This window comes from Streptomyces sp. NPDC046805 (assembly GCF_040645355.1).
GTDB lineage: Bacteria > Actinomycetota > Actinomycetes > Streptomycetales > Streptomycetaceae > Streptomyces.
The window spans coordinates 143,404-168,757 of sequence record NZ_JBEYYC010000010.1 but is presented as its reverse complement, the minus strand read 5'-3'; the positions used below and the strand labels follow the sequence as shown (position 1 = coordinate 168,757).

Below are 25,354 nucleotides of genomic sequence, written 5' to 3'. Positions count from 1 at the left end.
CACCAGCCCGAATCAGTGCCAACGAATGTTTTTGCTGGGCTCCAGCAATGCGAGTGATACTTCTGGTGTGGAGCTACGTCAGCTGGAGCACTTCATCGCGGTCGCCGAGGAGTTGAGTTTCACGCGTGCCGCCCGTCGGCTGCACGTGGTGCAGTCAGGGGTGTCCGCCGCGATCCGCTCCCTGGAGCGCGAGCTCGGCTGCGCGCTGTTCGAGCGCACGTCGCAGCAGGTCCGGCTCACCGGGGCGGGCGCCGCGCTGCTGCCGGAGGCTCGGGCCACCCTGCACGCCGCCCAGGCCGCCCAGGACGCCGTGCGCGCCGCACAGCACACGCTGCGCGGCACGGTGAACGTGGGCGCCATGGCCTCGGTCGAGGTGGTGGACCTGCCTGCGCTCCTCGGGCAGCTGCACGCGCGGCACCCGGCGATCGACGTCCGGCTGCGGCTGGCGACGGCCGGCTCGGCGGGACTGGCGCACGCGCTGCTCAGCGGGGACCTGGACGTGGCCTTCCTGTCGCTGCCCGAACGCAAGCCCGCCGGGATCGACGCACGGGAGCTGGCCACCGTGCCGCTCGTCCTGGTGGTGAGCGCCGCCCATCCGCTCGCGCAGCGGGGAAATGTGGCACTTGCGGACCTCGCGGGTGAGCCCTTCGTGGACTTCCCGCCGGGCTACGGCAACCGCGAGGTGGTCGACCGGGCGTTCGCGGCGGCGGGCGTCGCACGCCGGGTGGCACTGGAAGTGCCCGACATCGACATGGGGGCGGCGCTGGTCCGGCACGGTCTGGGCATCGCCTTCCTGCCCGCGTTCGCCGTTGCCCGCACCCCCGGTCTGCACGTCCTGGACGTCCACGGCACCGTGCTCCGCTGGAGCATGCATCTCGGCACGTCGTCGACCCGGCGGCCCAGCTCGGCTCTGCGGGCGCTGCTCGACCTGGTCGACCTCCACGTCATCGCCCTGTGACGCCCGGGCCGCGGCCCGGACGTCACCCCTCGGTAGTGTCCGGCCCCCTGCGTCCGCCTCGCTCCGGCCGCGACATCTGCCGCAGCATCCGCTGACGCTCACGCTGCCGTCGTCCATAGGCGGCGTCGGACGCCTTCTCGTCCCCTTCGAGGCTGGTGCCGAAGGCCCCGCCGATCATCGCGATGGCGGTGATGAACCAGGCCAGGAAGAGGTAGTCGCCGACGCCGACCTGCCGTCCGATGAACTTGCGCAGGACGGACGCGCACCATGCCGGCGACGAGTCAGGCGTGGCCGCGCAGGCCGAGCACGACGTAGCGCCGGGGCTGCTCGGGGCCGGGACGGGTGTCCGGTACCGGTTCCCGCGGCGGGCGGCCGATCACCTCCGGGCGCCTGGGCGTCTCCTCGTGCGCGACCAGCTCTCGGACGACGGCCTGCCGCACCCGGCGCCGAAGGCGGCGGACCTCAAGGGCGGGAAGGGAGATGAGCGCGGCACGGAGCGCGGTGTCGACCTCGACGCTGATCGGGTAGAGCCGGGCCCGCCGCGCAAGGTCGGTGAGAAAGATCGCCACGTCCCATTCGGCACCGTCCAGGTGGTTCTGACGGCCTCGGCGGCGTCGGAAACGTCGGCCTGTTCGCTCCCGCTGAGCGGGGCGGTCATCGTGTCGACCTGCCATCCGACCCGAGCACGGACTGCCCGGCGGAGATGGTCGGGCAACCGGGGGGCGAGAGCCCAGGCGATCTCCGACGGCAGACCGGGGTCGGCCACCAGTACGACGCGCACGGATCTGGGACGTCTCGGGCACGTCAGCCGTCATGACCACACCTTCGTGTGCGCCTCGCGCCATGGCGGCCGCGCGGGCCAGCGGTCCGCGGGTGTCACCCACCGCGCCCAGGCGCACACGCAGCGTCCGGACCGCTGGCGCCGTGACGCGGGCGCCATGCCGAAGGCCCCGGGGTCACCCGGCGGATTCGAGGGCCTGGGAGAAGTCCGTTCCGAGCTGCGACATCAGGTCGTTGAACTCCTTCTCGCTGATCGCCTCCCGGAGCACGGCCAGTACGGTCCGCACACCCCGGTCGGCTTCCTCCTCCTTGAGCATGGTGCGTTCGGCCACGCGCCGCACGCTGTCGTAGTGGCCGAAGCGCTCGATGCGGTCCGTGGTTCCCCGGCGCACCGCCTCCGCGAGGCCCTCGGGTAGTTCGGTGATCAGGTCCCTGGCCTCCCCGGCGCTCAGCCTGTGGGCCAGCGTCTCGAGCGTGGCCCAGGTCAGGTCCGCCGCCTCCTGCCGGCTCAGTCCGGTGCGCTCGGCGACGGTACGGACGAAGTCCTGCTCATCCATGCGTCGTCCTCCTTCGCTGCTGTGTTGCGACGAACGGCGCGGACCCCTGCAAGCCTGCCACACCGACCCGGCCCGCGCCCGCGCACGGACGGCGGTGACCACGACCACCCACAGCTTGACGCCTCCGTGCACCGTGGTGTGCAGGGCCTCGCCGGCCAGGTTGAGCTCGTCGTATTGCACACAGGCGCAGAGCCGCACCATGAGAGCGCCGACGTAGCCGAACTCGGGCGGCGACTCTGCGCATTCGACGTGAACCGCAGAGGACCCGAGTGCCACAGCTTGCCGTGGCATGGGACGAATCAGCACGTGTGAGCGGGTCCGGGCGTGGAAGAGCTCTTCGGCCCCGTCGCCACGGTCTACCGGGTCGCCGACGAGGACGAGGCCGTGGCACTGGCCAACGCCTCCCCCTACGACCTGACCGGCTGGCCGTACGCGCGGTGTCGGGCGGCGCTGGAGGCGTCGTTCGCTGACCGCGGCCTGGCGGCGCCGTTCACGTTGACGCGGGATTGGCTGGCGTGGACGGCGGCCGGGGTGGAGGGGCTGTGCTTCAAGCGGCTGAGGAGTGGACACGGTCCCCAGCACAATCCGGGGCATCGTCAACACCATCATCCGGTTCGCCGAAAACGTCCTCCCGAGTATCTGGAGCGGACTCTCGCGGTGCCTCACCAGGCCGGTGCGCACCAGTACCGCGCCACCGTGGGCGCCTGGTGCGTGCCGCGCGGCAGTCGGTCCACACCACCGCCGTGCAGTGCGCACCGATGCGGTGCGCATCGATGGTGGATACGCGGTATCCCCGGTGCAGATACGGCGTCAGCCGGGGCCGCCCAGCACGATCTTCCACACTCGGGTCGCCACCTGGAGGTTCAGCCGGTCCTCGACGTTCGCGAGGTCGTTGCCGCTGATGTCGCGGATGCGCTGGAGCCGATAGCGCAGCGTGCTGCGGTGGATCGCGAGGGATTCCGCGGTCTCGTCGTAGTTGCCGCCGCAGTCGAAGTACCGGGACAAGGTCTCCACCAAGGTCGCGTGGTGCCGGGAGTCGTAGTCGATGAGCTGCCCGAGCCACTCCTGGACGAACGTCTCCAGTTCCCGGTAATCGTTGCCGGGTCCCAGGATGCGGTAGAGGCCGAGCTCGTCGAAGAACGTCGTGCCGTAGCGCTCGCGGGAGTGGCGGCGCACTTCCAGGGCGCGCTGCGCCTCCTGGTAGTGGTGGGGGATGTCGTCCAAGGAGTCACAAGGGGCGCTCACCCCGATCGTCCCGGACCGTGTCCCGGTCTCCCGGGCGAGCGCCTCGTACAACGCGCGGGCGTGCGGCCTGTCGTCGGCGACCAGGACGACGTGGTCGGAGCGTCGGGTCAGCAGCGAGCGCATGCCCACGGCAGAGGCCGCCCGTCCCACGGTCTGCGCGAAGGAATCGTCCGCAGTCCGGTTCGGCCACTGCACCACGACGATGTAGTGGCTGCGGTGCAGGTCGTGTCCGACTGCCTCGGACCGGGCGTAGGCGCTCGCCTCGTCCGTCCCTGCCAGGAGGTCGTCGACCAGCTCGCGGCGCAGCCTCAGCTCCACTTCGGCCAGATTGCGCAGGTGTGTCAGCTCCAGGGCGAGCGACGCGGCGGCGTGTTCCAGCGCGAGCACGGTGTGCTCGTCGGCCTCGTCCCGGGCATCGACCAGGGCCAGCACGCCCAGGATCTCGCCGTGCCGGCGGACCAGGGTGATCAGCCGGTCCTTTATCCGCACCGGCCCGGCCTGACGGGCGACGGCGTGCAGCATTTCGTCCTGGCGCACGGGGTCCGGCTCGGGATAGGGGTGGGGGCGGCTGGGGCCGGTCCAGGACCTCAGCCGACCGAAGCGGTCCTCGACCAGCGCGGGGAGTCCAGTGAGCCTGTGCAGTGCGCGGGTGATGGCTTCCTCGCCGCCGCTCGAGGCAGCGACGTCGGCCATGAGCGCGTGAACGGCTCGCTGGTACCCCAGCTCAGCCACGACGTAGATCAGCTGCCGCTGGAGGGCTGTGCGTTCGTCCCTCAGTCGGTGCAGCTCCAGAGCGTCCTCGCGTCGGCGGCGGTGTGCGAAGGCGACTGACAGTGCAGCAGCGGTGTGCCGGACGAGCGTGGCGAGCAGGGATCGCTCGGCCTCGGTGGGCCGGGAGCGGGACGTCACCACGAGGTAGCCGTGGAGTCCCTCAAGTCCGCGTAGCCCCAGGGCCCGGCCCCAAAGCCTGCCGGGTACGGTCACAGGGCCGTCCTGCCCGGCCAGCTCCCGCACCCTCCGGCCCACGGCCAAGGCATGCATCTGCCCGTTCCTCGGGCTGGGGACCAGGTCGCCGCCCACCTTGAGGTATCCGGCCTCGGCACGGTATGGCCCGGCGGCGGCTATGTGGTCCATGGCCAGGCGCAGGATCTCGCCTTCGTCCGGAGTGCCGAACAGGGCGCGGGAGAGCACCGTCAGCTCGCGGAGGGCATGGTCGGCTGGGGTGCGAGCGGGCGGGCGGGGCCCTCCGCGCGGGGCCTTGGGGTGCCGCCGGGCGCTGCCCCGCGGAAGGCTGCTCGCCCGGTCGGAGCAGCGGTGGTACAGGCTGTGCGTCCGACTGCCGGCCATGGGATCACTCCGTTCTCCCTGAGCCTTCAGGGAGGCGAGCGGTATTTCGCGTACCCCCTCCCGGTCGGCTTACCCGAGATGTTCGGATTCTTTCTCTCGTACTCGTAGGGCGACCGCCGGGCGTCACCGACGGGCAGCGCATCCGGCTGGCGGGTAAGGGCGGCCGGGGCAGTGGTGACGCCGCCGCGGGCGACCTGTACCTGCGGGTGCGGATCCAGCCCCACCCCCGTTCCGGCTGGACGGCCGCGACGTGTACGTCCAGGTCCCGGTCGCCCCCTGGGAGGCGGCCCTGGGCGCGACCGTGCCGGTGCCCACCCCCGGCGGCGGCACGGCCAAGGTCACGGTGCCCGCGGCTCGTCCAGCAGCCGGCGACTGCGGCTGCGCGGCGAGGGCATGCCGAACCCGCGCGGCGCGAACGGCGAACTGTACGCCGAACTCCGTGTCATGGTGCCGCCCGCCCTCGGCGACCGGGAGCGCGAACTGTTCGAGGAGCTCGCCGCCACCTCCTCGTTCGACCCCAGAAGGACGCGATGAACGACCGACCCGCGGGAGCGGCAGGCATCGGCCGGGCTGGCGTGGGCGACCGTCCGGTACGGACTGGCGCCGACGTCACCGCCTCGGCGGCTGTCCGGTACGCGCTCGTGCCTGTCCCCAGGCTCTCGCCGGACACCGTGGCCCGTCGCTCGGGCCTCCACCCCGATCTGATCCGCCGGTTCGTCGCCCTCGGCCTGGTCGGAACCGCTGCTGGACGTGCTGGACCGCCTCAAGGCAGCGGGCAACTCGCTGTTCGTCGTGGAGCACGACACGGACGTCGTACGGCGGGCGGACTGGGTGGTCGACATCGGCCCCGGTGCGGGCGAGGGCGGCGGACGCGTGCTGTACGGCGGCCCGGTGGCCGGTCTTGCGCGGGTCGGGGAGTCGGCCACGGGCCAGTACCTGTTCGGGCGCGCCCAGCCGCTCGATCACCGCCCGCGCACACCGCATGGCTGGCTGCACCTGAGCGGCGTCTCCCGCCACAATCTGCACGACGTGTCCGTCGACGTACCGCTCTGCGTACTGACGGCGGTGACGGGCGTGTCCGGTTCCGGAAAGTCGACGCTGGTGACGCAGGTGCTCGCCGAGGTCGTCCGCGGCCACCTCGGACTCGTACCCGAGGAACCCGACGAGACGCAACTGGAGGTCGACGTCCAGGACACGTCAGGGGTCGAGTCGTTCGACCGGCTGGTCCGGGTCGACCAACGGCCCATCGGCCGAACTCCCCGGTCCAACCTGGCCACGTACACCGGGATGTTCGACGCGGTGCGCAAGCTGTACGCGGCGACGGACGAAGCCAGGGCGCGCGGCTACTCGGCCGGGCGGTTCTCCCCAGGGCGAGGGATTCGTCGCGGTGGAACATCGACCTCGGTCCGGGCGCCGGCGACGCGGGCGGGCGGGTGGTCGCGGCGGGTCCGCCGGCCAAGGTGGCGAGGGCCCGCCGCAGCGCCACCGCACCCTATCTCGCGGCCCGGCTCGCGCGCTCCTGACGACGGAATCGCGATCGCGAATCCCCGAGCACCTGCGGCGCGACCCGGTGGCCGGTGGTCTCGCGCACCAGCGCGGTGCGCGAGTACGCCGACTTTACGGCAACGGCGGGACCCGACCTGCCGCGGCAGTCCCGCAGCCCGGCGTGAGCGGTCGCGTGTGGCAAGAATGACCCCATGCACATCGTGATCGCGGGTGGACACGGAAAGATCGCGCGCCGGCTGACGCGGCTGCTCTCGGCGCGCGGCGACAACGTCACAGGGCTGGTCCGCAACCCAGACCACGCCGACGACCTGCGCGCGGACGGCGCGGAACCGGTGGTGTGCGATCTGGAGCACGCCTCGGTGGACGAGGTGGCCGGCCACCTTCGCGGCGCCGACGCGGCACTGTTCGCCGCGGGCGCCGGACCGGGCAGCGGCGCGGCCCGCAAGCAGACGGTGGACCGGAACGCGGCCATCCTCCTCGCCGACGCGGCCGAGCGCGCCGGGATGCGCCGCTTCCTGGTGATCTCCGCGATGGGCGTGGACAGCTCGCCGCCGCCCAACACCGACCCGGTGTTCGCCGCCTACCTGAAGGCCAAGGGCGAGGCGGACGCCGACATCGCCTCCCGTCCGGGACTGGACTGGACGATTCTGCGCCCGGGGATGCTGACCGACGACCCCGGTAGCGGCCGCGTCACGCTCGCCGAGCACACCGACCGCGGCCAGGTGCCGCGCGATGACGTGGCTGCGGTGCTCGCCGCCCTGCTTCACGAGCCCAGGACCGCCGGGCGCATCCTCGAGCTGATCAGCGGGTCCACCCCGGTCGAGGAGGCGGTGCGCGCCGTGGCCGGCGGCTGACGCCGCACTTCGCCCTCGCCCGGGTGCGGGTAATGACTCACACCCGGGCGCTTTAAAAGGCGCTGCGCAGCGAGGCGACACGGTGTTCCGCAAGCTGAGGGACATCGCCGCGCCGAGCGGTACACCCTGCGAGCACCAGTCGATCGGCTACGCCTTCCGGCACGTCGAGGCGATGTTGGAGAAGGGGCACGTCGAGGAGGCCCGGGACAAGCTGGACTGGCTGAAGAACGCCCTGGCGCGCACCGGGCACACGAGGCGCGGTGTCCCATACGTGGGCGGCCCGTACGACGGCGGCCACAACCCCGACGGCGAGATCGACGCCATCGACATTCGCCGCGGCGGGAACAACGAGTCGGGACGGTACGTCCTCACCGAGGTGAAGGGCGTGCGTGTCTAGCGGTGGGAGCCGCTGAAGAGCTGAGGGGCCGCGCCGGTGCAAGGGGCGGAGCGCTCTGGCGCGGCCTGTCCGCCAGGACCAAAAAGGGGGGCATGTTCCTGGCGTGACCTCCAGGAACGCGTGTGCCGACGTTGTTGACGGTTACACCACCCAATTTTCGGTGCGCGCCCGAGGCCGTTTATCTTCGGCTGCAGGCCGTTCACCGTCGGTTCTGGTGGTACCCGCTTGCGAGGTCGTGGGCTCACCGGTTCACCCTGGTTTTCGTAGTTGATGCATTCGCATTCTCCCTGTGTGAGGGACCAGCGCCGGACAGCGTCGGTGCCGACGACCTGGCGACGGCCGATGGTGCGGGCGCTGTCCGGCCGCGGATCGCCTCTCTGGACGACGCTGGATTGCCGTTCGCACGGTGAGGCCGCAGATGTTCCACCACGGCCTGAGCGGGGCGACGACGCCTAGCGCCACTGGACGACCCGTCGCCGGGGGCCGGGTGAGGGTGCACTTTTCCGGCGCTGTCACCGGTTCCCGGCCCGCCTGCCGTCCAGCAGTCCGTGCAGGTGCGCGGCGGCGTTCTCGATGTCCACGTATTTCTGCTGTCCGGCGCGTACCTCGGCAGAGAGCACACCGCAGCGGTGGACGCGCTCGAAATCGCCGTAGGGGAACTTGTACCGGCCCTTGGTCTCCTCTCCCCTCTCGTCATCGATGCCCAGGTACCACCTGGCGTACTCGTTGAATCCGTGCTCCTCGAGGTAGGCATTCTCGTCCGCTGCCGAAGGCCGGTGCTCGCTCCACTCGTCCCGGTCGTCCAGGACGATCCGGCCCTCTTCGGTCAGTTTCTTTGCGTGGTTGAACGCCCTCGCGTTCAGTTTCACCGTCATGCCGTTTACCGCCCTATCGACAGTCGTGTTCAGATGTCGGCTGCTGCCGCCCGGATATCCTGTCGAGCCTGCCCCATCAGCTCGTTCAAGTCGCCGACCTCGGGAGTGAGTTCCCGCGCGCGCGGCGCGATCTGCTGCAGCCATGCCGCAGTGGCCAGGCCCAGTTCGACGGCCTCCCGGGTCCGCTCCTCGCCGAGCAGTTTCTCGACCTTGAAAGCAATGCTCGCGAGCGTGTCGTCATCGGTGGCGGGCACCAAGTAGGGCTCCAGGCCCGGCGGATACGGTGTCCGCTCCCGGTACTCACGCATCGCGGTCAGGATCGCGGGCACCGCGCTGTACCTGTCGAGGAGGCCCATGAAGACGTACAGGCGGGCCACCAGCCGTGGCAGGCCGGGGTGCCGATCCAGCCAGGCCATCAACTCGCGCTGATCACCGATGTGGTCCATGATCTGCGACATCTCCTCCGCGACCCGGTTGGGCCAGGTCCAGTGGAAGGGCAGCAGCCGCGCCACCTGATGGGCGAGCGCTGCCTCGCCTTCCGCGTCCAGCGTGCCGGCGACGAATTCGGCGACCTGCCTGTGGTCCAGTCCGTAGTCGGCCGGCGCCGCCCGGTCCTGTGAGCTCTGTGACGAGTCGTGGCGCAGACGCAACAGCTGGGTGCCGATCTTGCTCAGTGTCCGGTTCCGCATTGTTCCTCCCAGCTCGCGATGTGTTCTTCATTGTCCGGAGCGGCCGAACGACCAGCTCCTGCTCGATCCACGCGACCGCCCCACCACCCCCGCAGTTCGCCGGACCGCAGCGAACGCAGCAGACCTCCCAGGGTGGACCCGTCGCGTCGGCGCCGGGCTCCCGGGCGGTCCTCGGTGTGCGAGACGCGCAGGCGTCTGTCGATGTCCAGTCGGTTCATGAGTCGTAGGTCGGCGAAGGGCCGGCAAAGGGAGCGCAGGCCGACGGCGCAGTGCTCCATAGCGTTCAGACCGCTGCGCAGGACCAGCCGGGTGCCGGGTGCCGGACGTCCCCGCGGATCCAGGCGCAGGCTCTCCTCGGCCCTTGCCAGGGCCGCGTCCACATCGGCGGTCTGGTGATCCAGTCGCCGCGCCTCCTCCAGCCAGGCCGTCACATGGCGGGCGGAGGCGCCGTGCACCAGTTCGTCGCCGATCCGCAGGAGCAGCAGCCGTGCCGCGAGGTCCCTGGTCGCCTCGCCGCTAGGCCCCACGTAGACGGGCGGGGCCACAACCGGGTTGAGCAGGACGCCCACGGTCACGCCTATCAGGGTTTCGATGACGCGCCCGAGCGCCTCGGTCCGCTGCCCGCCCATGCCGAAGACGAGCATGTCCGTGACGGCGACCTCCTCCCCCCAGGGGGCCAGATGCAGCAGGTGGCCGAGCGGGAGGCAGACCAGGACGAGCAGTCCGAGGCTCCACCAGGTCAGTCCCACGGCGTCCGTGAAGCCGACGGCGATCAGCACGCCGGCGACCACGCTGGCGATGCGCCGGATGCCGAGGGTCAAGGTCGCGTACAGCGTGACCTGCACGACGAGCAAGGCTGTCAGCGGAGCCAGCAGGGGCTGCGCATTGCCGGACAGCCACAGACCGCGGCGGCGGTCGACCGGCGTCCGGACGACGACGGGTTCCTGCGCCGCCTGACCAGGTCCACCACCGGGGCCGGGGACGTGAGCACGGTACCGGCCAGAGCTCACGCGCTGCGGTTCCGGTGGGCGCCGGATGCTCCGCCCGGCTTGCCGGGCCGGTTCGGCGGCGCGTAACGGTCGTCCGGCAGGTGGCGGGCGCGGGACTCCCCGACGGCCTCCCGCAAGGCCCCTGCGAAGCGCCCGGGTCCCCACGACCGGCCATGGACGGCCTGCTCGAGCCCTTCGCGCGTGGCGGGCCCGCTCTCTTCGAGGGCCCGGACCAGTTCTTCGATCTCCTCGTCGAGGCGCTGCTCGGCCATGGCGGAGGTGCGGCTCGCGGCGCCTGTGGTTCCGGCCATCCCCGGCGAGTAGAAGGAACTGCCCGCGCCGACGCCCGGACGGTACCGCCGCGCCCCGGTGCCTTCTCGCGCCCGGCGCCCGGCCGTGCGGGCGGCGATCCGCTGGTCCCGCTCGCGCGCGGCCTGCCGTATGTCCGCGGGGCGGAGGCGGCCCCGTTCGTCCTGGGGCGCCCACTCGCCCCGCCAGGCCGCGTCGGCTTCCTCTGCGGTCAGCGGCCTGGCGATGTTCTCCAGGGACTGCTGTTCGGCCTTCACTCCGAAGGCGACCTCGGCCAGCCCGCCGAGGGCCATGGCCGCCGCTCCGATGAAGAAGCCGGTGGCCACGAGGGTGGTGTTGCCGCTGTGAATGAAGTGTCCGAACAGCAGCGGCCCGGTGATGCCGCCCACGGCGGTGCCGACGGCGAAGAACAGGGAGATGGACAGGGCTCGGGTCTCCATGGGGAAGACCTCGCTGACGGTCAGGTAGGCGGAGCTCGCTCCGGCGGACGCGACGAAGAAGGTCAACGAGACCAGAAGGAAGAACGACCACGCCGTCAGCGAGCCGTTGACCAGCAGGACGGCGAGGACCACCGCCACGGCGGCCGAGCCGAAGTAGGTGCCCGTGATCATCGGCTTGCGGCCCACGGTGTCGAACAGCCGGCCGAGCCACAGCGGGCCGAGGAAGTTGGCGATCGCGAAGATGGTGAGGAAGTACGGCACCGAGCTGGAGCCCACGCCGAAGAACCCGCTCAGGAGCGTGCCCAGGTCGAAGACGATCGCGTTGTACAGGAAGGCCTGGCCGACGAAGAGGGCAAGGCCGAGAAGGGCGCGTCGCGGGTACCGCTGCAGGGCCACTCGGGCGATCTCGGTGAACGGGATCACGTCACGTTGCCGGACGGTGACGGCCTCGGCCGGCTCGGGCAGGTCCTGACCGGTCTCCCGGCGTACCTCGTCCTCGATCTGGTCGACAATGTGTTCGGCCTCGTCCTCGTGACCGTGGATGAACAGCCAGCGCGGGCTCTCCGGTACATGGCGGCGGACCATCATGATGCCGAGACCGAGGATGCCGCCGAGGCCGAAGGCCAGTCGCCAGCCGAGGCCGGCCGGGAGCAGGTTCTCGTCGAGGAGCACCAGGGCGGCCAGGCTGCCGAGGGCGGCCCCCACCCAGTAGCTGCCGTTGATGGCCAGATCCACCTGCCCCCGGTTGCGGGCGGGGATCAGCTCGTCGATGGCCGAGTTGATCGCCGCGTACTCCCCGCCGATGCCCATGCCGGTGAAGAACCGGGCGAGATAGAGGTACCAGGCGTCGTGGGCGAAGGCGGTCGCGACCGTGGCGAGGATGTAGATGCCGAGCGTCAGCATGAACAGCTTCTTGCGCCCGTAGCGGTCGGTGAGCCGGCCGAAGAGCAGGGCACCGACGCATGCGCCCGCCACGTAGATCGCGGCGGCCGTGCCGATGTCGGCGCTGGTGAGGTGGATGCCGCTGTTCGGTTCGGTCATGCGTGAGGCGACCGCGCCGACGATGGTCACTTCGAGCCCGTCGAGAATCCAGACGGTGCCGAGGCCGATGACGATCCGCGAGTGGAACCGGGACCACGGCAGCCGGTCGAGGCGGGCGGGGACCTTCGTGGTGATGACACGCAGTTCGGAGGTGGTGGTCATGCCGCCGCCCCTCCGCCTCGGGACACGGTCGATCCGCCGTACGGGCGAGGGGACCGGGCTCGCGCCCCGTGTCCGGCGTAACGTCCCTTCTTGTGCTGCGCTGCCGTCTTGTCGGACACCGGTTCCGCTTCCAGAGCGACGGCACCACCATGCGCTGGCGCTGCGAGCGCGATTGCGGGGCGCATGGCAGCAAGCGGTATCCGAGCGCCGAGGACGCGGAGCGTTATGCGCGGGCGTTCGACCACGAGGACGCCGAGGACCTCGGGCGACGGGCACCGTTGGTGGGGCTCTTCCCCTTGCGCCTGTTGCGTGCTGTGCGGCTGGCACGGGCCAGGAGAGCCGGTTCGGCACCCGATGACAGACCCCCGGCGCCTTGAGACGTTGTCCTGTGCGACGGCATTCATGGTGTCACCTCGATCTCTGGTCAAACGGTGCACGGGGTGACGGAATTTTCCATTTTATGGCATTTTGCGCGGCTCAGTAGGACATTCCGCTGCTGGTATCTCCCTTCGTCCGTCCAGCACAAGAGGCGAAGTCGCCATTTGATCCTGCAGGCGGAAGCGCCCGGACGAAATGCTCGATACCGTGAACACACGACACAACACGCGTCCGCGCAGCTTCACCCCGGACCTGCTCGTGATACGGCTGGGCGAGTCCGCGCTGGGGGCCGCCTGCGCGGTCGTGGTGGGCCTGCTGGTGTTGCCGGTGCGGACGCAGGAGCGCACCGAGGAGCAGATCCGCGAAGTGCTGTCACGACTGCGTGAGGTGACCGGCCAGGGTGTGGCCGAGCTCGGTGGCGGTCGCCCCGTCGAGCTGCTCCACCGTTCACGCCCGCAATCTCGCGGCCATCGCCCAGCCCGCGCCAGGCAGTCGGGGGATCGTGAGCGATGCGCGGCTATCCGAGGCGGCAGGACGCGTAGACCGCAACCTCGGCGCGCTCATCGACTGCCTGCAGACCAAGGGTGGCTGCCGGGAGCCTCTCGACGCCGAGGCGGGCCCGCGCAGAAGGACTCCGAAGCCCCTCACGCCCCGGATCCGGAAGGCGGGCGGCGCCGGAGCCGTGGCAGCAGCGAACGGCTCACTCAGGTGGCACTGCGTCATCTGCAGCGGGTGGACGAAGACGTCCTGGGACTCGCCCGCCCGCTCGGCATGGGATTCATGGAAGAGCAGGCCGAGCCGGACACCCGGCCGGCGGAGACAGCTGCCGCGGGCCGGTAGGACGCCGGCGCCCGCAGTGGGCGATCGCGGCGGTGGTTCGGCTGACGAGGCGTCATGGTCCCGGCGGCGCCACGATGCCGGCAGGGGGCCTGCGCTCACCAGGCCGATCGGGGCCGGTGACCGGGTGGTGACAGAGCCGCCCCGCATCCGGCCACGGCGGGTGCTGCGTGACCGGCCCGGCCTGCGGCGCCGGACGTACAGTTGACACAGATTCGTCGTACACGAGCCGCTGTCGGTGAAACAGCGAAAAGGATGAACCTCTCCCGTCGACTGAGGCCGGTTCGTGCGACCTGCCGGGCACGCGGGCATGACCTCGCCAACGATGACGACGAAAGCCGCGCATCCCTCGCCGTGATCCCGGGAGCCGCGCATCGGAACCCGGCCTCGATCACGCAACGCACATCGCACGGAGCTTGCCCATGTCGAACCGCCTCTTCAGTGATCGCGCAGATGCCGGCCGGGTCCTCGCCAAGCTCCTGGAACGCTACCGCGGCGATCCCGATGTGATCGTGCTGGGCCTGCCGCTCGGCGGCATTCCGGTGGCGTACGAGGTCGCCGCGATCCTGGGTGCCCCACTCGATGTCTTCCTGGTCCGCAAGCTCGGCGTGCCCGGTGAGGAGGAGGTGGCGATGGGAGCCATCGCGGACGGCAGACTGGTGGTGCTCAACGAGGACGTCGTCCGTGGCCTGGGTATCCTGCCGGGCACGCTGCGCAGCGCCGTCGAGCGGGAGGCCCGGCAGCTGCTGCGCCAGGAGCAGACCTACCGGGAGGGACGGCCCGCGCCCCAGCTGGAGGGCCGCACGGTGATCCTGGTCGACGACGGCCTTGCTACCGGGGTCGGCATGCGTGCCGCGATCCAGGCCCTGCGCCGCCACCGGCCGGCGAGGATCGTCGCCGTGGTGCCAGCCGCCCCCGAGTCGACCTGCCGCGAGCTGGCCGACATGGCCGACGACGTGGTCTGTGCCACCACCCCGTCGCCGTTCTTCGCCGTCGCCGCGTCCTACTGGGACTTCCGCCAGATCACGGACGAGGAGGTGCGGGGGCTGCTGCGCCGGGCGGCGAGCAGGCCCGCGGAGCCGGCCGCGGAGGGCGCGAGCGAGGTCGCTCTCATCAACGCCGAGGCGTTCCCTGTCGAGGACGGCGTGCCCAGCGACGAGGCACTGTTCGACCTGGTGGGCAACGCGCACTTCGTGCTGATCGGCGAGGCATCACACGGCACGCACGACTTCTACCAGGCGCGCGCCCGCATGACACAGCGGCTGATCGAGGAGAAGGGGTTCTGCGCGGTCGCGGCCGAGGCCGACTGGCCCGACTCCTACCGGGTCAACCGCTACGTCCGGGACCGCAGCGACGACGTCACGGCCGAGGAGTCACTGCGCGGCTTTCGGCGGTTCCCCACCTGGATGTGGCGGAACACTGCGGTGCTGGACTTTGTGGGATGGCTGCGGGAACACAACGACCGGGTCTCCGGCGGCGAGCGCGCGAAAGCGGGCTTCTACGGTCTCGACCTGTACAGCCTGTACCGCTCGATCGAGGAAGTCATCAGCTACCTGGACCGAGTCGATCCCGAGGCGGCGAAGCGGGCCCGCGAGCGCTACGCCTGCTTCGATCACTACAACACCGACGGCGACGCCCGGGCCTGGGGGTTCGAGGCCGCCTTCGGAGCGGGTGAGACCTGCGAGCGGCAGGTCGTGGACCAACTCGTCGAGCTGGAGCGCCATGCGCTGCAATACGCACGACGGGACGGACTGCTCGCCGAGGACGACCAGTTCTATGCCCAACAGAACGCGCGCACGGTCAAGAACGCGGCCGAGTACTACCGGACGATGTTCGGCGGGCAGGTGTCGTCCTGGAACCTGCGTGACCGCCACATGGTCGAGACCCTGGAGGCGCTCGCCGAGCATCTCAGCCACCAGCGGAGCAGCCCCGCCAGGATCGTCGTGTGGGAGCACAACTCCCACCTCGGGGATGCCCGGGGCACGGAAGCCGCGCTCCGCGGCGAGCTCAACGTCGGCCAGTTGGTGCGGCAGGCGCACCCTGATGACTGCTGCCTGCTGGGCTTCACCACCTACACCGGCACGGTGACAGCCGCGGACGACTGGGGAGGACCGGTCATGCGCAAGGCGGTGCGCCCTGCACTCGTTGACAGCGTCGAGGACATGTTCCACCAGGTCGGCGAGAAGGAGTTCCTGCTTCCGTTCAACCGGACGCCCCTGGCCGCCGACACGCTGCGCAAGGCGCGCCTTGAGCGGGCGATCGGCGTCATCTACCGGCCGGAGACCGAGCGGCAGAGCCACTACTTCCGCGCGCGCATGTCGGACCAGTTCGACGGCGTCATCCACATCGATGGGACCCGGGCAGTCGAACCCCTGGAGCGCACGGCCGAGTGGCAGGAAGGCGAGGTCCCCGAGACCTACCCGTTCGCCGTATGACAGCTGCCGCCGCCTTACGAGGCACCGGAGCCGCCCGCTCCGTGCCAGAGGCCCTGCACCCTGAACCACACTCCCGGACTGAACACGGACTCCACTGCCGCAGGCAGTCCGACCGGCACCCGGATGACCCTCAGAGCTCCGCTGGGGTGCAGGTCGTAGGCGTAGCTGAGTTCGTTCAGCACATCTTCGTAGGCGACGTCCCAGATGGTGCGGTTGGTGTAGCCGTTGTCCGATTCCCACCGCCGTGCGTACCGTGAAGGCCGCCACTTTCCTGACGACGCCCCTACGAGCCGTTGCCGGTGCCACGGTGTCTCCTGACGCCCGATCACCCTGTCGGCTGACATCCGCCCGCCGCGGGGTTCCCCTAGGCCGTCTCGTTTGGATCACGGGATCGATGGATTGGGTGTGCCGTTGCCTGACGTCCAGCGGGTGCGGATCGATCGCGTTCCTTCGAGTGGGACAGCCGCTCACGGCCCCGCAGTCACGGTGGCGCAGCGCGAACGTCCAGGTACTGGCCCCGCCGGGCAGGTCAGCCTGCCGTCGCGGCCCTGCAGCGCCGGCATCCCGGCGGCCACGGCGCGGTCGTCGGGACGGGCGCGGTGGGCGGGGAACCGCGCCTGACCAGGGATCTGTCGCGCAGCAGATATGCGGCAGCGGACAGGCGGCAGCCCGTGGACAGCAGGCAGGACGCGCCGAGGGCGACGACATCGTCCTCCCCGGCGGACTCGAACATCAAAGTGGCGCGCGTCGACAGTTCGAACACCTCACCCAACTGCTCCGGTGCCGTCTCGCGAGAGGCCGGATTCCTGACCCATGCGCCGTGCATTGCCGACCTTCCGAGAACCGCCCGCTCGTCCGCGGTGTCTCAGCCCGCCGGGTCGATTCCGACCGCGCGATTTGGTCACCGTGCACCGATGCCGATCGCATACCCGGCGCGCAGCATGGCATTCGTCGACGGCCGAGTACTCACGCCGATGTCGGCCCCGGTGAGTTCATCCCGGCCCGCAACCGCGGACGGGTCGACCTGACCATCAACGGCAGCTACTGGGTCGGGGCCGCCGTCGGGAGCCTGGGCCCTTCGTCCTGCTGAACACCGCCTGGTTCCCGCGGACGTCGGCTGGCGGGTGGCCTTCGGCAACGGCGGCTCCCTCGGACTGGGGATCATGCTGGTCCGCCGCAACGTTCCGGAGAGCCCTCGTTGGCTGTTCATCCATGGGCGGGAGAAGGAAGCCGAGAAGATCGTGGACCGCATCGAGTCGGAGGTGCTAGCCCGGGAGGGCATCGAACTGCCGCCGCCCAGCGGGTACCTCACCGGACGGCAGCGGGCGTCGATCCCGTTCCGGGAGATCGCTCGGGTGGCGGCACAGGGCTGTCCGCGCCGGGCGCTGCTGGGCCTGGCCCTCTTCGTCGGGCAGGCGTTCCTGTACAACGCCGTGAGCTTCGACCTGGGCACGATACTCAGCGGCTACTTCGGGGTGGCCTCTGGCGCGGTGCCGCGCTCCATGCTGCTCTTCGCGATCAGCAACTCTTCGGTCCGCTGCTGCTCGGGCGATTGTTCGACACGGTCGGGCGCAAGCCGATGATCATGACGACGTACTTCGGCTCGGCGGTCATCGCGATCGTGCGGGGCGTGGTGACCATGACCTCAGCCCTGTCCGCGTGGCAGTTCTCCGTCCTGGTGGCCGTGGTGCTCTTCATCGCCTCCGCCGGTGCGAGCTCGGCCTACCTGACGGTCAGCGAGGTCTTCCCGATGGAGAGCCGGGCGCTGTGCATTGCCCTGTTCTTCGCGGTGGGCACCGCCGTCGGCGGCATTACCGGGTCCATGGTGTTCGGTCAGTTCGTGTACAGCGGCAGTCTCACCCTGGTCGCGGTCGGCTTCCTGATCGGCGCTGGCGTGATGGCGCTCGGCGGCGTGGCCGAGGTGTTCTTCGCGGTGCGCGCCGAGCAGCAGTCGCTCGAGAACATCGCCCGGCCGCTGACCGCCGAGGAGACCGAGTCCGACTGGCAGCACCCGGGCGCCACCGTAGCCCGCGACGAGCGCGCCGCGCACCGCAGGGAGCACGAGCGGGCCGGTGCCCGCCGGTACCGGCCAGGTCCCGGCGGTCCGCCGTACGCCCCGGGGATGGCCGGCACCGGTGGTCCGACCAGCCGCACCGCCGTCATGGCCGACCGGTCGCACAACGAGGAGATCGACGAGGTGGCGGCGGCACTCGAACGGTACGGGCCGCTCGGCCGGCAGGCGCTTGAACAGGCCGTCAGGCGGCGCGCCTGGGGCCCTGGCCGCTTCCGCACCGCCCTGAAGGACACGGTCGATGAGTCCCGGGCGCAGCGGCTGTCCTCCGGTGCCTATACCCGGCCGGCCCGGGCCGGCCGCTGACGGGAGGGATGTGGAAGATGTCCGACGGTACGGCCACCAGGCCCGCGGCGTTCGTCTTCGACCTGGACGGGACACTCGTCGACAGCGTCTACCAGCACGTCATCGCCTGGCAGCAGGCGTTGAGCGAGATGGGCATCGGCCTGGCGATCTGGCGGATCCACCGGAGGATCGGGATGAGCGGTGGCCTGCTCGTGCAGGCCATCATGCGCGAGACCGGCGTACGGCTGACGCCGCAGGAGGCCGATGAACTGCAGAACGCCCATCACCGCCACTTCGAAGGCTGGACGAACTCCATCCGGCCGCTGCCCGGAGCCGCCGAGCTGCTTCGGACGCTGACGGACTGCGGCGTCCCCTGGACGATCGCCACCAGCGCCCGCCGGGACGACGCCGCACCCATGTTCGCCAGACTCGCCGTGCCGCCTGACGTGCCGACGGTCACCCGCGAGGAAGTCAGCCGCGCCAAACCCGACCCCGATCTGTTCCTGGCGGGCGCGGCGCGGCTCGGAATCCCCGCCCGCGACTGTGTCGTCGTCGGAGACAGTGTGTGGGATCTGCTGGCTGCGCAGCGGGCGGAGGCACTCGGAGTGGGGCTGCTGTCCGGAGGATACGGGCAGGACGAACTGGAGCGGGCCCAGGCGTTCCGGGTGTACGCCGACCCCCTCGACCTGCTGGGGCACATCGACGAACTCGGCGTCCGGGACGCGCACGGCACCTGAGCGCGACGTACCCGTCCCCGGGCGGTCCGGCACCCGAGGACGGATGAGGATGGCGGCACTGGCCTGCTCCGCGCGCTGCGCCGCGCTCAGGTCCAGGTCGGATGCCGGGTCGACGCGCACCGACCTGGCCACCTCATCCTGGTTGCCGTACTGGTCCGGGGGATTGGCGCGAAGCGCCTTGACCACTTCCTCGGGCGCTTCGGCATTCTCGGCGGCCTGGACCAGTTCCTCTTTGCCCGCAGGGGAAGTCGACGTCCTGCAGCGCGTCCAGCACGCCCCGTACGCTTATGGAAGACATATCCCCTCCTCAGTTTTTGTCCCGGGGCACTTCGCACTCGTGCCCTACCTGCGGCATTCCCGGCAAAACCGGCTGCTGGCGATGTCTAAGCATTCCGGGGAATCCTGTACCCGACACCCGAATCCAGGGGAGATCACATGCCCGGCAATATCGAACGTGCCGCCCTGCGCGGCGCGGCTCAGGCCGCCGAGCGGATCCTGGCGAATGCCGCCGAGCGGGCCGAGCAGGCCGAGCGGCAGTACCCGCAGGACCCGTACGCCCAGTGCGTCGCCGAGGTCGGGATGCTCACCGGTGCGTTGAGGGTCCTGCTGGATGCGGTGCGCCCCTTTACCGAGGAAGGTGAAGAGGGCGGGCAGTGACCGGCGCTTTCAGCACAGGCCCGCGAGGTCCGCGTCGGCATTTCGATCGCCGTTTGGGGCAGTGCATGCGCGGTACCTGTGATGGGCTGCAGGATTGGAGGCGCCATGGACAGCGACGAGTTCGTCCGGCTCGTCAGCCGGCGGGCCCACGTGCCCGAGGAGCAGGCTAGAGAGCTGACCCGGGCCACGATGCTGACGCTGGCCGAGCGGATCACCGGCGGCGAGGCCAGGCACTTGGCCGGCGTCCTGCCCGCCGAGATCGCCCCGCCCCTGGTCCCACCGGAGGATGTCGCCCAGAAATTCGGCGTTGCCGAGTTCGTCCGGCGAGTGAGTGAGCGTGCGGGCGCCGATGAGGCCGTGGCGCGCAGGGGCGTTGCGGCGGTTTTCATGACTCTGGGAGAGGCCGTCCCCGACACGGAGTTCCAGGATGTGATGTCGCAACTGCCGAACGAGTTCCAGAACATCTAGCGTCGGACATCCCGGCGCAGCGCACGCCATGAGACCTCGTACTCGTCGTCCTGCGGGGTGAGCCCGCCGACCTGGGCCGGCACCATGAGGTGGGCACCGAACTTGTGGGCCTGGAGCACCGCGCGTTCGATGAGCTCGCCCCCGGAGAAGCCCGAGGGTAAGCCAAGGCAGTTCTCGATGCGGGACGAGGTACCGGTTTGGCCCCCGGTTGCCACGGGGCCGACGGTCACCGTGGTCAGGCTGTCGCAGGCACCGTAGTACACGGCGGCGGCAAGTCCCGCGGGGCCCGCACCTACCACCATTACGTCCGACCGCCCGGCCTTCGGCGAGGGGCATCTGGAAGGCCGAGCGGGTGCTGCGCAATCCGAGAAACGCCGAACTCTCCCGCTCATCGGGCTGCCCGCCTACCGGACTCTCCTCGGGACGGATCACACCCTCTTTCCTGGTCGGCGGTTCGGGTGCCGCCGAACGGCTACGGCAATACGGAGGCCAGCGAGTTCGGCAGACCGGATTTGAGGTGGTCCCACTCGCCTTCGCTGACGTGGCGTTCCAGAGCCTCCAGCACGGTGCGCACGACTCGTTCGATGCCGCCGTCGACCGCGTAGGGAAAGTTGTCCCGGACGCGCTGGAGGAATTCCCCGCCGCTCAGCTTCACCGGTGTCTCGGACGGCTTCCATCCGTCGTAGTAGACGCCGCGGATCAGGGTCGGAAGCTGCGCCCCGAAGTGCACGGCCCCGTCGACGGAGAGCCGGTCCCGTAGCCCGTGCAGGACGGCGCGCAGTGCGGCGTACGACTGCTTCCGGCGTTCCTTGGGCCAGCCGTTGGCCTCCTCGATTTCCCTGAGGAGCCGGTTGGCCTTGTCCACCATGGTGTCGAAAGAGGAGAAACCCGTTTCGGTCATCTCATGGCTCCTTTCGTTCCCTGAGCGCACGACGGTTCTGGACCGTTGTCCCGCACCGCCGGGCTCCTCGGCTCAATGACCGCCGCTCTCGTTGATCTCGGTGATCCGGATGTGACGGGGCTTGGTGACCTCCGCCTTGGGGACGGTGACCGTGAGCACACCGGCCGACATATCCGCTGTGACCTTCTCGGCGTCCACCTCTCCGGGCAGTCTCAGCCGGTACTCGAAGGCACCGGTCCGGCCGGTGCCATGGCGCAGGACGCCCTTGCGCTCCTTTTCCTTGATCTCTCCGGTGTCCACCAGGTCCTGTCCGTTGTCCTCGACGTCGATGTCCTTGCTCTTGACACCAGGGAGTTAGATCTCGGTCTCGAAGGCGTCGTCGGTCTCTGTGACGTCCGCGAGTGGGGGTCCACGCGGCTGCGGACGCGGCGCCGCCCACCGTGGACTCGAACAATCCGCTCACCTGAGTGAGCAGTTCGTCGAATTCAGTCAGCGGATTGCGGGCCCACCCGAGGCGCCGCTCCGTTGTTCCGCCACTGCGGTGGCTCCGCAGGGGCATGACCATCGCCCTTCATCTCCGTCTTCTCGTGGGTTCGCGGCAGGCCGCCTTCTTCACCCGGCGCGGCGGACCGGCCGGGCGAAAGTGCCTGCTTCGTAGAGGAGCTCATGGTTCGCACCTGGGAACATGCCGTTCTGTTCTGCGCTTCCGGGGGGTTTCCCCGGTGGTCCATCGTGTTCACCCTCCTGCAGTGGTTTGCCGGCCGCCGTCGCCTGCTCGACCCACGAACGCAGGACGTGCACGGGTGCCGCGCCGGCCTTGCCGGCGAGCGTCTCGCCCTGGTCCAAACGACGAGGAGGGTCGGCACCGCCTGCACCTCGAAGCCGCCGACTGACCCGTGGATTTTGTTCATGTCGACCTTGACGAGCTTGATCCTTCCGGCGAGGTCGCGGGCGACCTGTCCGAGGGCGCGGGGCTGACCATGCGGCAGGAGCCGCACCAGGTGGCCCACGCCGGGTTCCTACCGGTGCGCACGGAGGGTCTCGAGCACTCCCCAGGGTGACGAACCGGGTGGCTTCACGCCTGCGTCTGGCGAGTCAGGAATGCACGGGTCGGGTCGCCCTACGAGTACGAGAGAAAGAATCCGAACATCTCCGGTAAGCCGAACGGAGTGATCCCATGGCCGGCAGTCGGACGCACAGCCTGTACCACCGCTGCTCCGACCGGGCGAGCAGCCTTCCGCGGAGCAGCGCCCGGCGGCACCCCACGGCCGCGCACACGGCCCCCTCGCGATCCACCGCGGCACGCTGCGCTATCGGCTCCAGCGCATCCGCGACATCAGCGGCAACGACCTCGCGAACGTCGAGGACCGGCTGAACCTCCAGGTGGCGACCCGAGTGTGGAAGATCGTGCTGGGCGGCCCCGGCTGACGCCCCGCTAGAACCTTTATACGATCGGTGTCAGCGGCAGTTGGGCGAGCTGCCCTGTTGCAGAGCTGTAGTGGGTGGGTGGCCCTTCTTCGGTTTGATCCAGGGAGGTCGCGGCGCGCCAGCATGTTCCCGGGCCGTGTGGGAAGGCTTCCTTGCCCGACGGCTGCTGCACCTCAGCCAGGCCGACGCGACCCGGCAGGGCGTTCCGGCTAGGCTCACACCCGTGACGTGGCTGCGGGCCTTCGGGGAGGTCGTGCGATCCGGGCTCACGATCGAGGAGACGCGGCTGGAGCCTCTGCTCGCGCTGCGCACGGCTGCTGGGCTGGCGATCGTCATCGGGCTGGCGCTGTGGCTGGTCTCACCTGCGTATGCCGCGTCCGCCGCCCTCGGTGCCTACTCCGCGGGTGGGGCCACCTTCCAGCGCACCTGGCGTCCACGCAAGGTGATCGCGCTCGGCGCGGGCGCGGGTCTGGCGCTCAGCACCTTCGTGGGCTACCTGGCGGCGGGGCGACTCGTGACGTTCCTCCCACTGCTGGCCGTATGGGCCTTTGTTGCGGGGATGGCGTGGGCCGTCGGATCGACCGCTGGGATCGTCGCAGCGACGACGGTCGGCAGCATGCTGGTGACCGTCACCCTGCCCACAAGTGTCGGGCGAGCCCTGGAGCACGCCGGGGTCATCGCGCTCGGAGGCGTGGCGCAGGCCGTGCTGATCCTGCTGTTCCCGATCCGCCGTTGGGGGGCGCATCGTGACGCGCTCGCCGATGCCCTGGCCGCCGAGGCGGACTACGCCCGCCGGCTGCGGCACGACCCGACCGCCCCGTTCGACCCGGAGCCGTTGATGACGGCCCGGGACGCGGCCGCCGTGACGCCATCACAGGCCCGCACCCGTCCCCCCGTCCTCCACGGCCCCCGGGGACTCGCCGAGCGCATTCGGCCGGTAGTCGCTGCGCTCGCCGACCCGGACGTCGGCGCCCCGGCGGAGGGCCCCGGGCGGGACCGCGCGCGGGAGCTGCTCGACGCGGCCGCCGCTGTCCTGGATGCGGCCGCCCGTTCGATCCGCCGCGGAACTCCCGTCGAGGTGCCGCGCGGGAGCGCGGACGTCCTGCGCGTCGACGAGGAGCACGAGGTGCTGGAGGGCCCCGCGCGGCAGGCCGCCGAGCGGCTCGTGGAACTGCTCGGCGAGGCGTTGGAGATCGCCGGGAGCGGCGGCGCGCGCGGGAAGACGCCCACGCCGCCCGGCCCCGCGGACGCCCAGTTCCTGGTGCGCCCGACAATGTTCCGGCTGGTCCCGGTCGTCGTCCGGGCGGTCCGCCGTGAGCTCCGCCGGGACTCGCCCGTCTTCCGGCACGCCGTCCGCCTGGCGGCGGTGGCCACGCTCGGCTATCTGATCGCCGCCCGGCTCCCCCTGGGTCACGGCTACTGGGCGCCCATCGCCTCGGTGATGGTGATGCGGCCGGACTTCCACCGGACGTACGCGCGTGCGGTGGCCCGTCTCGCCGGGACCCTGGCGGGGGTCGCGCTCGCCACCGGGATGGTGCGGGCCCTGGGCCCGGACGCCCATGTGTTCGGCGCGCTGGCGGTGGTCTCGGCGGGCCTGCAGTACACGCTGAACCGTACCGGCTACGCCTACTCCCAGTGCTTCACCGCCGCGTACGTCGTCTTCCTGCTCGGCATGGGCGGCCAGGCGTGGGAGCAGACGGTCCCGGAGCGGGTGGTGCTCACCCTGCTCGGCGGGGCCCTGGCAATGCTGGCGTACGTGGTGTTCCCCGCATGGGAGACACCCCGGCTGCCGGGCAGGCTCGCGGACTGGCTCGCCGCCAACGGCCGCTACGCGGCCGCGGTGCTCCGCAGCTACGCCGAACCGACCCAGGAGCATCGCGCCGACATGCGCAGGGCACTACTGGCGAGCCGGGAGGCACGTGCCGCCTGGCAGGAGGCATACGACCGGGCAAGGCAGGAACCGGTCCGCCCCAGGGGTCTGACGTCGCGCGAGGCGCAGGAGGCGCAGGAGGCGCTCAAGAGGTTCGGCCGGGCGGCGATGCTCATGGAGAGCCACGTCCCGCAGGCCGACAGCCCTTTCGTCCCCGAGGCAGAGCGGTTCGCCGAGGCCCTGGAGGCGGACACCGCGCAGGCGGCGGTCGACGTGCGCGAGCACAGGAATCCGGACTGGGGGCGCGTGGAGGAGGCGCTCCACGCGTGGGAGGACGCCGCCGCCGGCAACCGGAGCCCGGTCGTGCGGCGCGAGGCGGAACTGCAAAAGCGGGCCTTGGAAGACCTCGCGACGGCCGTGAGCCGCACACCCCTGGAACGGGACGTCGGCTCCGCTCGCGAGGAGCAGCGGGTGCGGGCGGCCGCGGCGGCGGAAGCTGACGGATCAGGACCCGCGCCCCGGGGTGGGTGACGGCGCCGGCGACGGGGAGCGCCGCGCCTCCTGGAGCGGGAAGTAGTCTCCCGGCCGCGTCGAGCGCCGCCACACGTACGTCGCTGTCGCCATCACGAGGATCAGCCCCGCCAGGATGAGCAGTTCGATCCCCTCGACGTTCCACCGGAAGGACTTCTCCGTTTCGGCCGTCACGATGAGCACCTTGCGGATGCCGGCAATCAGGCCGACGACGAGGAACGGCTCCGCGTCGAGGGTCTGGTTCCTGATGGTGAGGCGGACGGTGTGGAGAAGCTCGGCCACGATGAACAGCACAAGGCCGTTGTCCAGGGTGGAGAGAACGACCGTACCCTCGCGGTACGGCCCCTGGATCGACCTGATGACGTCGTGGACGACCCCGACGGTCAGAAGCCCCGCGAGCACTACGAGGAGCGCTGCGACGACGAGGTGGATGCCGTCCTCGATGAGCTGCAGGAGGCCCTGTAGTCGGCCGCCCTCGATCTTCGGGAGAATGGGTCGCACAGTCAGCATGCTAGGGGTGCGGCGGCCCGCAGGCGCGGCGTGCTGCAGAACTGGTGGACCAGCGGACCCCTCTCTGTGGTAGGAGGGGCCTGCCCTCCGAGAAGTT

At 70.6% G+C, this 25,354-nt stretch carries 22 protein-coding genes and 7 pseudogenes; 16 read left to right on the top strand and 13 right to left on the bottom strand.

Annotation, left to right across the window (positions count from 1 at the left end; genetic code table 11):
* Nucleotides 1–67: 67 nt before the first annotated feature.
* Nucleotides 68–958 (top strand): LysR family transcriptional regulator, encoded by an 891-nt coding sequence (locus ABZ910_RS13825; protein WP_361363262.1) that lies wholly within the window; start codon nt 68–70, stop codon nt 956–958.
* Nucleotides 959–1,239: 281 nt separating this feature from the next.
* Here the strand turns inward: ABZ910_RS13825 and ABZ910_RS13820 are convergent, their stop codons facing one another.
* Entirely contained in the window at nt 1,240–1,527 is a 288-nt protein-coding gene (locus ABZ910_RS13820) for a hypothetical protein (protein WP_361363259.1), read from the bottom strand.
* A gap of 387 nt (nt 1,528–1,914) precedes the next feature.
* On the bottom strand, nt 1,915–2,295 hold the full coding sequence (locus tag ABZ910_RS13815; RefSeq protein WP_361363256.1) for a DUF2267 domain-containing protein: 381 nt from the start codon (nt 2,293–2,295) through the stop codon (nt 1,915–1,917).
* Nucleotides 2,296–2,622: 327 nt separating this feature from the next.
* Between ABZ910_RS13815 and ABZ910_RS13810 the strand changes: the two are divergent.
* A pseudogene (locus ABZ910_RS13810) lies at nt 2,623–2,718 on the top strand (aldehyde dehydrogenase family protein); the annotation flags it as partial.
* Nucleotides 2,719–3,105: 387 nt separating this feature from the next.
* Here the strand turns inward: ABZ910_RS13810 and ABZ910_RS13805 are convergent.
* The gene (locus tag ABZ910_RS13805; protein ID WP_361363253.1) at nt 3,106–4,887 is read right to left on the bottom strand and encodes a helix-turn-helix domain-containing protein; all 1,782 of its coding nucleotides are present in this window, start codon (nt 4,885–4,887) and stop codon (nt 3,106–3,108) included.
* Between the two features lie 113 nt (nt 4,888–5,000).
* Here ABZ910_RS13805 and ABZ910_RS13800 point away from each other — a divergent pair.
* The 5 genes and pseudogenes from ABZ910_RS13800 to ABZ910_RS13780 all read left to right on the top strand — a co-directional run.
* Nucleotides 5,001–5,421: pseudogene (locus ABZ910_RS13800) on the top strand (DnaJ C-terminal domain-containing protein); the annotation flags it as partial.
* Nucleotides 5,418–5,621, top strand: a pseudogene (locus ABZ910_RS13795) (MerR family transcriptional regulator); the annotation flags it as partial. The pseudogenes ABZ910_RS13800 and ABZ910_RS13795, both read left to right, overlap by 4 nt.
* Nucleotides 5,620–6,410 (top strand): annotated as a pseudogene (locus ABZ910_RS13790) (hypothetical protein); the annotation flags it as partial. The pseudogenes ABZ910_RS13795 and ABZ910_RS13790, both read left to right, overlap by 2 nt.
* Before the next feature lie 174 nt (nt 6,411–6,584).
* Entirely contained in the window at nt 6,585–7,247 is a 663-nt protein-coding gene (locus ABZ910_RS13785) for an SDR family oxidoreductase (protein ID WP_361363250.1), read from the top strand.
* 82 nt (nt 7,248–7,329) lie between these two features.
* Nucleotides 7,330–7,644 carry a hypothetical protein gene (locus ABZ910_RS13780; RefSeq protein WP_361363247.1) on the top strand — a complete coding sequence of 105 codons (315 nt, stop codon included), beginning with the start codon at nt 7,330–7,332 and terminating at the stop codon, nt 7,642–7,644.
* 512 nt (nt 7,645–8,156) lie between these two features.
* Here the strand turns inward: ABZ910_RS13780 and ABZ910_RS13775 are convergent.
* From ABZ910_RS13775 to ABZ910_RS13760, 4 genes are read right to left on the bottom strand one after another with little or no spacing between them, the layout of a single operon-like run.
* Nucleotides 8,157–8,519: a hypothetical protein gene (locus tag ABZ910_RS13775; protein WP_361363245.1), complete on the bottom strand. Its 363-nt coding sequence runs from the start codon at nt 8,517–8,519 to the stop codon at nt 8,157–8,159.
* A gap of 29 nt (nt 8,520–8,548) precedes the next feature.
* A complete protein-coding gene (locus ABZ910_RS13770) occupies nt 8,549–9,208 on the bottom strand; it encodes a hypothetical protein (RefSeq protein ID WP_361363243.1) in 660 nt (219 codons plus the stop codon).
* The gene (locus tag ABZ910_RS13765; protein ID WP_361363240.1) at nt 9,190–10,218 is read right to left on the bottom strand and encodes an aromatic acid exporter family protein; all 1,029 of its coding nucleotides are present in this window, start codon (nt 10,216–10,218) and stop codon (nt 9,190–9,192) included. The genes ABZ910_RS13770 and ABZ910_RS13765 overlap by 19 nt, the downstream gene beginning before the upstream one ends.
* The gene (locus tag ABZ910_RS13760) at nt 10,215–12,149 is read right to left on the bottom strand and encodes an MFS transporter (protein ID WP_361363237.1); all 1,935 of its coding nucleotides are present in this window, start codon (nt 12,147–12,149) and stop codon (nt 10,215–10,217) included. The genes ABZ910_RS13765 and ABZ910_RS13760 overlap by 4 nt, the downstream gene beginning before the upstream one ends.
* Nucleotides 12,150–13,235: 1,086 nt before the next feature.
* Between ABZ910_RS13760 and ABZ910_RS13755 the strand changes: the two genes are divergently transcribed.
* Nucleotides 13,236–13,367 (top strand): hypothetical protein, encoded by a 132-nt coding sequence (locus ABZ910_RS13755; protein ID WP_361363234.1) that lies wholly within the window; start codon nt 13,236–13,238, stop codon nt 13,365–13,367.
* A gap of 419 nt (nt 13,368–13,786) precedes the next feature.
* The gene (locus tag ABZ910_RS13750; RefSeq protein WP_361363231.1) at nt 13,787–15,799 is read left to right on the top strand and encodes an erythromycin esterase family protein; all 2,013 of its coding nucleotides are present in this window, start codon (nt 13,787–13,789) and stop codon (nt 15,797–15,799) included.
* Nucleotides 15,800–16,328: 529 nt separating this feature from the next.
* Here the strand turns inward: ABZ910_RS13750 and ABZ910_RS13745 are convergent.
* Nucleotides 16,329–16,625: a hypothetical protein gene (locus ABZ910_RS13745; RefSeq protein WP_361363228.1), complete on the bottom strand. Its 297-nt coding sequence runs from the start codon at nt 16,623–16,625 to the stop codon at nt 16,329–16,331.
* Between the two features lie 298 nt (nt 16,626–16,923).
* Between ABZ910_RS13745 and ABZ910_RS13740 the strand changes: the two genes are divergently transcribed.
* From ABZ910_RS13740 to ABZ910_RS13720, 5 genes are all read left to right on the top strand, one after another.
* Entirely contained in the window at nt 16,924–17,382 is a 459-nt protein-coding gene (locus ABZ910_RS13740) for an MFS transporter (protein ID WP_361363225.1), read from the top strand.
* A complete protein-coding gene (locus ABZ910_RS13735) occupies nt 17,352–18,176 on the top strand; it encodes an MFS transporter (RefSeq protein ID WP_361363222.1) in 825 nt (274 codons plus the stop codon). The genes ABZ910_RS13740 and ABZ910_RS13735 overlap by 31 nt, the downstream gene beginning before the upstream one ends.
* A gap of 17 nt (nt 18,177–18,193) precedes the next feature.
* Nucleotides 18,194–18,892: an HAD family hydrolase gene (locus ABZ910_RS13730; protein ID WP_361363219.1), complete on the top strand. Its 699-nt coding sequence runs from the start codon at nt 18,194–18,196 to the stop codon at nt 18,890–18,892.
* A 435-nt stretch (nt 18,893–19,327) separates the two neighbouring features.
* Nucleotides 19,328–19,549: a hypothetical protein gene (locus ABZ910_RS13725; RefSeq protein ID WP_361363216.1), complete on the top strand. Its 222-nt coding sequence runs from the start codon at nt 19,328–19,330 to the stop codon at nt 19,547–19,549.
* A 105-nt stretch (nt 19,550–19,654) separates the two neighbouring features.
* Nucleotides 19,655–20,017 (top strand): DUF2267 domain-containing protein, encoded by a 363-nt coding sequence (locus ABZ910_RS13720; protein ID WP_361363213.1) that lies wholly within the window; start codon nt 19,655–19,657, stop codon nt 20,015–20,017.
* A gap of 32 nt (nt 20,018–20,049) precedes the next feature.
* On the opposite strand, the pseudogene ABZ910_RS13715 reads toward ABZ910_RS13720, so the two are convergent.
* The 4 genes and pseudogenes from ABZ910_RS13715 to ABZ910_RS13700 form a co-directional block, all read right to left on the bottom strand.
* A pseudogene (locus ABZ910_RS13715) lies at nt 20,050–20,334 on the bottom strand (cyclic nucleotide-binding protein); the annotation flags it as partial.
* Between the two features lie 155 nt (nt 20,335–20,489).
* Nucleotides 20,490–20,918, bottom strand: a complete 429-nt coding sequence (locus ABZ910_RS13710) for a DUF2267 domain-containing protein (RefSeq protein WP_361363210.1) — start codon at nt 20,916–20,918, stop codon at nt 20,490–20,492.
* 72 nt (nt 20,919–20,990) lie between these two features.
* A complete protein-coding gene (locus tag ABZ910_RS13705) occupies nt 20,991–21,218 on the bottom strand; it encodes an Hsp20/alpha crystallin family protein (RefSeq protein ID WP_361363207.1) in 228 nt (75 codons plus the stop codon).
* Nucleotides 21,219–21,686: 468 nt separating this feature from the next.
* Nucleotides 21,687–21,927, bottom strand: a pseudogene (locus tag ABZ910_RS13700) (thioredoxin domain-containing protein); the annotation flags it as partial.
* A 275-nt stretch (nt 21,928–22,202) separates the two neighbouring features.
* Between ABZ910_RS13700 and ABZ910_RS13695 the strand changes: the two are divergent.
* Together ABZ910_RS13695 and ABZ910_RS13690 are read left to right on the top strand one after the other, a co-directional pair.
* Nucleotides 22,203–22,346, top strand: a pseudogene (locus tag ABZ910_RS13695) (helix-turn-helix domain-containing protein); the annotation flags it as partial.
* Nucleotides 22,347–22,569: 223 nt separating this feature from the next.
* A complete protein-coding gene (locus ABZ910_RS13690) occupies nt 22,570–24,747 on the top strand; it encodes an FUSC family protein (RefSeq protein ID WP_361363204.1) in 2,178 nt (725 codons plus the stop codon).
* Here ABZ910_RS13690 and ABZ910_RS13685 read toward each other — a convergent pair.
* Nucleotides 24,721–25,257: a phosphate-starvation-inducible PsiE family protein gene (locus ABZ910_RS13685; RefSeq protein WP_361363202.1), complete on the bottom strand. Its 537-nt coding sequence runs from the start codon at nt 25,255–25,257 to the stop codon at nt 24,721–24,723. The two genes, ABZ910_RS13690 and ABZ910_RS13685, sit on opposite strands and share 27 nt — an antisense overlap.
* Between the last annotated feature and the right edge of the window lie 97 nt (nt 25,258–25,354).

What these genes read in the sequence shown, in the direction of transcription:
- ABZ910_RS13815 (WP_361363256.1), bottom strand. Translation starts at nt 2,295, where the DNA reads ATGGATGAGCAGGACTTCGTCCGTACCGTCGCCGAGCGCACCGGACTG.
- ABZ910_RS13805 (WP_361363253.1), bottom strand. Translation starts at nt 4,887, where the DNA reads ATGGCCGGCAGTCGGACGCACAGCCTGTACCACCGCTGCTCCGACCGG.
- ABZ910_RS13785 (WP_361363250.1), top strand. Translation starts at nt 6,585, where the DNA reads ATGCACATCGTGATCGCGGGTGGACACGGAAAGATCGCGCGCCGGCTG.
- ABZ910_RS13775 (WP_361363245.1), bottom strand. Translation starts at nt 8,519, where the DNA reads ATGACGGTGAAACTGAACGCGAGGGCGTTCAACCACGCAAAGAAACTG.
- ABZ910_RS13770 (WP_361363243.1), bottom strand. Translation starts at nt 9,208, where the DNA reads ATGCGGAACCGGACACTGAGCAAGATCGGCACCCAGCTGTTGCGTCTG.
- ABZ910_RS13760 (WP_361363237.1), bottom strand. Translation starts at nt 12,149, where the DNA reads ATGACCACCACCTCCGAACTGCGTGTCATCACCACGAAGGTCCCCGCC.
- ABZ910_RS13750 (WP_361363231.1), top strand. Translation starts at nt 13,787, where the DNA reads ATGTCGAACCGCCTCTTCAGTGATCGCGCAGATGCCGGCCGGGTCCTC.
- ABZ910_RS13745 (WP_361363228.1), bottom strand. Translation starts at nt 16,625, where the DNA reads ATGCACGGCGCATGGGTCAGGAATCCGGCCTCTCGCGAGACGGCACCG.
- ABZ910_RS13730 (WP_361363219.1), top strand. Translation starts at nt 18,194, where the DNA reads ATGTCCGACGGTACGGCCACCAGGCCCGCGGCGTTCGTCTTCGACCTG.
- ABZ910_RS13725 (WP_361363216.1), top strand. Translation starts at nt 19,328, where the DNA reads ATGCCCGGCAATATCGAACGTGCCGCCCTGCGCGGCGCGGCTCAGGCC.
- ABZ910_RS13720 (WP_361363213.1), top strand. Translation starts at nt 19,655, where the DNA reads ATGGACAGCGACGAGTTCGTCCGGCTCGTCAGCCGGCGGGCCCACGTG.
- ABZ910_RS13710 (WP_361363210.1), bottom strand. Translation starts at nt 20,918, where the DNA reads ATGACCGAAACGGGTTTCTCCTCTTTCGACACCATGGTGGACAAGGCC.
- ABZ910_RS13685 (WP_361363202.1), bottom strand. Translation starts at nt 25,257, where the DNA reads ATGCTGACTGTGCGACCCATTCTCCCGAAGATCGAGGGCGGCCGACTA.